The organism is Streptomyces sp. NPDC004658 (genome assembly GCF_040609555.1).
GTDB lineage: Bacteria > Actinomycetota > Actinomycetes > Streptomycetales > Streptomycetaceae > Streptomyces.
In genome coordinates this window covers 1-5098 of record NZ_JBEXKG010000291.1, presented here as the reverse complement: position 1 = coordinate 5098, position 5098 = coordinate 1, and the positions used below count along the sequence as shown (strand labels likewise).

At 75.5% G+C, this 5098-nt stretch carries 4 protein-coding genes and 1 pseudogene; 2 read left to right on the top strand and 3 right to left on the bottom strand.

The features are described 5' to 3' along the window. A partial coding sequence (locus tag ABZV94_RS40070; RefSeq protein WP_356349775.1) for a BTAD domain-containing putative transcriptional regulator occupies positions 1 to 1302 on the top strand: 1302 nt, incomplete at its 5' end. Between the two features lie 46 nt (positions 1303 to 1348). On the opposite strand, the gene ABZV94_RS40065 is transcribed toward ABZV94_RS40070, so the two are convergent. Next, positions 1349 to 2494 carry a type II CAAX endopeptidase family protein gene (locus tag ABZV94_RS40065; protein ID WP_356349773.1) on the bottom strand — a complete coding sequence of 382 codons (1146 nt, stop codon included), beginning with the start codon at positions 2492 to 2494 and terminating at the stop codon, positions 1349 to 1351. A 201-nt stretch (positions 2495 to 2695) separates the two neighbouring features. On the opposite strand from ABZV94_RS40065, the pseudogene ABZV94_RS40060 reads away from it, so the two are divergent. Next, a pseudogene (locus ABZV94_RS40060) lies at positions 2696 to 3439 on the top strand (SDR family oxidoreductase); the annotation flags it as partial. 37 nt (positions 3440 to 3476) lie between these two features. On the opposite strand, the gene ABZV94_RS40055 reads toward ABZV94_RS40060, so the two are convergent. Then, positions 3477 to 4565 (bottom strand): YihY/virulence factor BrkB family protein, encoded by a 1089-nt coding sequence (locus ABZV94_RS40055; RefSeq protein WP_356349772.1) that lies wholly within the window; start codon positions 4563 to 4565, stop codon positions 3477 to 3479. Positions 4566 to 4694: 129 nt separating this feature from the next. After that, on the bottom strand, positions 4695 to 5078 hold the full coding sequence (locus tag ABZV94_RS40050) for a peptidoglycan-binding protein (protein ID WP_356349777.1): 384 nt from the start codon (positions 5076 to 5078) through the stop codon (positions 4695 to 4697). Between the last annotated feature and the right edge of the window lie 20 nt (positions 5079 to 5098).

Sequence of the window (5098 nt, the reverse complement as noted above, 5' to 3'; positions counted from 1 at the left end):
CACTTCGCCGCGGCCCTGCGGCTGTGGCGCGGCCCGGTGGCGGCCGGCCTGCCGGAACGGGTGCGCGCGCATCCGCACTTCGCGGCCGTGGACCGGGAGATCGCCCGCACGGCGCGGGTGGCGGCGGACGCGGCGCTGCTGTGCGGCCGCGCGGACCAGGTGCTCGCGAGCGTGCGCCGGGCCGCCGCGCTGTACCCGCTCGACGAGCCGCTGCTGGCCCGCCTCGTCCTGTCGCTGGCGGCGTGCGGCCTCCAGGCGGAGGCGCTGGCCACCTACGAGGACGCACGCCGCGACCTCGCCGCACGGCTGGGCGTCGCTGCCGGCACCGAACTGGCCGCCGCCCACGCCCGGGTTCTGCGCCGGCAGATACGCCCCGCCCGGCACCGGCTCCCGACCGCCCCACCGGACCGCGCACGTCCCTTCGTCCGCCCCGCCCAGCTCCCCCCGGACCTGGCCGTCTTCGCGGGGCGCCGGCGGGAGCTGGCGGCGCTGGACGCGCTGTGGCGCGGGGCGGCCGTGGCAGGGGCCGAGACCCGGGACGGCGGGGAGCCCGTGCCCGACGCGGTGAACCTGCTGATCAGCGGGCCGCCCGGGGTCGGCAAGACCGCGCTGGCGGTCCACTGGGCGCACCGGGTCGCCGACCGCTTTCCGGACGGCCGGCTCCACCTGGAGCTGGGCGGATCGGCTCCCCACCGGGGCGGCCCGGACCCGGCCGGGGCACTGCGCCGGCTGCTCGCGGACCTCGGCGTGCCCGCGCGGAGCGTGCGGGCGAGCGTGGCCGACCTGGCCGCGCAGTACCGCAGCGCGCTGGCGGGACGCCGGCTGCTCGTCCTGCTGGACGACGCCGCCTGCCTCCAGCAGCTGCGTCCGCTGCTGCCCGCGGTGCCGGGTTGCCTGACGCTGGTCACGAGCCGGGGCGGACCGGCGGAGGCGGCCGGACCGGCCGAACGCCGTCGGGCCGTCGAGCCCGCCGGGTGGATCGAGACGGCCGAGCCGGCCGGTCCCCCGCACCTGGCCACCGCAGGCGTCCGTGCGCTGCGTCTGGGTCTGCCCTCCGAGGCGGACGCCCGTGAGCTGCTCGTCCGGCGGATCGGTGCCGCGCGGTCGGCCGCTGAGCCGGAGGCCGTCACGGAGATCATCCGCCGGTGCGGCCGGCTGCCCTCCGCCCTGGCCCTCGTCGCCGCCCGTGCGGCTTGCCGCAGGGACTTCCCGCTGGCCGCCCTGGCCGCCGACCTCGCCGAAGACGCGCAGCCCCGGGCATCAGAGCGTCAGGACGCGGAGCCTCGGCACGCAGAGGCGTGAGCGAGGAACGCGACGCCCGGGGGCCGGCATCGGCGCCGGCCTCGGCCTATGTACGGTCCGTGCCGTCTTCCCCGGCGCCCGCAGACGCGGGCGGCAGGCCCGTACCGGCTGCCGGCGGGCCGGCCGAGGGCGGTGGCGGGCCGGCCGTGGGCGGCGCCGTCGGGGGAACGCCCGCACCGAATCCCGGCTGCCCCGCCCACGGCTGCGGCACCGCAACGCCGTTGCCGTACGGGTACCCCGGTCCGCCTGCCGGTGGCCGTGGTGCCGGAGCCGTGCGGTCCAGCCGGCGGCGGCGCAGCCACCACGCCACGGCCGCCGTGTACAGCGCGATGCTCAGCACGTCGAACACCACGAGCTGCCAGCCGGCGTCCGCCGCGGTCTCGTCGCTGCTGAGCCCGCCCACGACGGCGGCCGAGACGCCGAAGGCGAGCAGGTTGTTGACGGTGTGCAGGGCGATGGACGCCTCCAGTCCGCCGGTGCGCCAGGTCAGCCAGCCCGCGGCCACCCCGAACACCAGCAGGTCGGCGAAGCCCCAGGGCGTGCCCCAGCCGTGGGCCGCGGCGAACAGCAGCGCCTGGGGCAGGAGCGCGGCCCACGGCGAGCGCAGGAACGCCCCGGCGGTCTGCGTCAGCCAGCCGCGGAACACGTACTCCTCGGCGGCCGCCTGCACCGGCACCAACACCACCAGCAAGGCGAGGGCCCGCCCGAAGGCAGGCCACCCCACCCACTGGCTCTCCGGCTCGCCGTCCGCGGGGAGCAGGACCGTGCAGCCCATCGCGAGGCCCAGGATCGGCACGGCGGTCAGCACGCACAGCAGCAGCCAGCGCCATCTGAGCCGGCCGGTCACGGAGGAGACCGTGCCGGCGGGACGCCGTCCGATCCAGCGCACGATCGGCAGCAGGACCGGTATGCCGACCGCGATCGAGAGCAGGTCGACGGCAGTTCCGGAGACGGGGCCGAACTCAGGCCAGCCGTCGTCGTCCTGGGGGTAGCCCATGCCCGATCCCAGGGCCGCGAGGACGAGCATGAGCAGGACGACGGTGATCACGTACGTCACGGCCACGACCAGGGTCCCGAGCAGGGGGCGCCACCACCGGTAGCGGGGTGAGAGCCGGGCCAGGCGGTGGTACGGGAACTGCTCGCTGGGCTGCGCCTGCTCAGGGGGCAGCAGCAGTGGCTGTGGGTGTGTCATGCCGTCAGCCTGCCGAAGGACGGCGCGGACGCGCCATCCGCCCCCTGCTGTGGCCCGGGGGTGGGGCCGGGACGGCGCGCCCGGCGGGTCGGCCCTGCCCGGTGGCCGTGGAGCCCGGCAGGGCGGTCCGCGGACCGGCTCGCCCAGGTCGATGTCCGTTCGCCGCCGGTGCTCCCCCTCGCCGTCGGCTGGGATGGACACATGACTTCACAGACGCATCTGCGGGGCAGGACGGCACTCGTCACCGGCGGCAGCCGGGGCATCGGCGCGGCGACGGCACGGCGGCTGGCGCGGGAGGGAGCGGACGTGGCCGTGACCTACGTGCGGGGCAAGGACGCGGCCGAGGAGGTCGTCCGGGACATCGAGGCGCTGGGGCAGAGGGCGGTGGCGCTGCGCGCCGACGCGGCGGACGCGGCGGACGCGGCGGAGGCGGCGGACGCGGTGCGGCGCGCGGCGGAGGAACTGGGCGGGCTGGACGTGCTGGTGGGCAACGCGGCCGTCGGGCTCATGGGGCCGCTGGAGAGCCTGTCCCTCGCCGACGTCGACCGGCTCCTGGCGGTGAACGTGCGCGGGGTGTTCCTGGCCGCCCGGTCCGCCGCCGAGGTGATGGGGCAGGGCGGGCGGATCATCACGGTCGGCAGTTGTGTGGCGGCGCGGGTGCCGGGGCCGGGGGCCACCCTGTACGCGATGAGCAAGTCGGCGGTGGCGGGGCTGACGAAGGCCCTGGCGCGGGAGCTGGCCGGGCGCGGGATCACCGCGAACGTCGTGCATCCGGGGCCGACGGACACGGACATGAACCCCGCGGACGGCCCGTACGCGTCCGGCCAGGCGGCCATGACCGCCCTCGGCCGGTTCGGTACGGCCGAGGAGGTGGCGTCCATGGTGGCGTTCCTGGCGGGGCCGGAGGCGGCGTACGTGACGGGCGCGGAGTTCTCGGTGGACGGGCGGGTTCGCGGCGTGACGGAACGAGGAGGGCGGGCCGTCAGGTCCCGTCCGTGCGGCGCACGTCCGTCTCGTCCAGGCGGCGCACGTCCTCCTCGTCCCACTTCCTGGTGTCGCGGGGCTGGGTGTACGGCTCGACACGGGGCGGATGGCCGCCGGCGATGGCCCGCTGGCGTACGGTCTCCGCGTCGAACTCGAGGCCCAGCAGGATGGCCAGGTTGGTGATCCACAGCCAGACCAGGAAGACGATGACGCCGGCCATGGTGCCGTAGGTCTTGTTGTAGGAGGCGAAGTTGGCGACGTAGAACGCGAAGCCGGCGGAGGCGGCCATCCAGATCAGCAGGGCGAGGACGCTGCCGGGGGTGATCCACCGGAATCCCTTGACCTTGGCGTTCGGGGTCGCCCAGTAGAGGATGGCGATCATCACGGTGACGAGCAGGACCAGCACCGGCCATTTGGCGATGGCCCACACGGTCAGCGCGGTGTCGCCGAGCCCGAGCGCGTCCCCGGCCCGGCGGGCCAGGCCGCCGGTGAAGACCACGATGAGCGCGCTGGCCACGGCGAGCACCATGAGGACGACGGTGACGCCGACGCGCACCGGCAGGAGCTTCCAGACCGGGCGGCCCTCGGGCATGTCGTAGACGGCGTTGGCGGCGCGGATGAACGCGGCCACGTAGCCGGAGGCCGACCAGACGGCCAGCACGAGACCGACGATGGCCAGGAGGGAGCCGGTTCCGGCACCGTGCTGGAGCTGTTCCACCGCCCGGGTGATGATGTCGCGGGCGGGGCCGGGCGCCAGGTTCCGCAGGTTGGCCAGGACCCTGTCCGTGACCGACCGGCCGGCGACGGCCAGCAGGGAGACCAGCACCAGCAGGGCCGGGAACAGGGACAGGACGGCGTAGTACGTGAGCGCGGCGGCCCGGTCGGTCAGCTCGTCGTCCCGGAACTCGCGCAGCGAGCCCCTGAACACCGCCGGCCACGCGCGCCGGGGCAGCTTCGCTGGGCTGTCCGGAGCCCGCTGCTCGACGTCCTGGTCGGGCCCCGCCTCGTCCGGCGCCGGGATGCGCGGTGCCGTGGTCTCGTCGGCGGCCTGCCTGTGGTGCCGCCGTGGTACGTGCAGCTTCGCCATACCGGACGAGTAACCCCGCGGGGTGTGATCACGCCTCCGGTTCACCCGTCGCGGCGGCTCCACCGCCGCACGCACGCCCTCCGCCCGGCAACGGGACGGAGGGCGTGCGGGCAGGCCGCCGTGCCGGGCTCAGTGCGCGTTGGCGAACCGCTTGAACGCGGCCTTGGTGCCGGAGCCCGCGATGCCGTCGATGGGACCGCGGTAGCCGTAGCTGTCCTTCAGGAGCCGCTGGAGCGCCTTGATGGTGCCCTTGCCGACGACGCCGTCGATCGGGCCGGTGTAGCCCCAGTACTTCTTCAGGCAGCGCTGGAAGGCCTTCCAGCTGTTGGTCCCGAGCTTGCCGTCGATGGAGTCGCGGTAGCTCCAGTACGTCTTCAGCCAGCGCTGGACCTTCTTCGCCTGGGCGGCGCTCAGGCCGAGGTTGTTCACCGCCTGCGGGTTCCCCAGCAAGATCGCCTCCGCGGCCGGCTCCATCGTCGACCACCGACGGTATCCGGCGAACGAACTGCTCACGGACGGACGGGCCGTCGGTT

Excerpts from the sequence above, each read along its gene's own strand:
- ABZV94_RS40065 (WP_356349773.1), bottom strand. The coding sequence starts at position 2,494 with ATGACACACCCACAGCCACTGCTGCTGCCCCCTGAGCAGGCGCAGCCC.
- ABZV94_RS40055 (WP_356349772.1), bottom strand. The coding sequence starts at position 4,565 with ATGGCGAAGCTGCACGTACCACGGCGGCACCACAGGCAGGCCGCCGAC.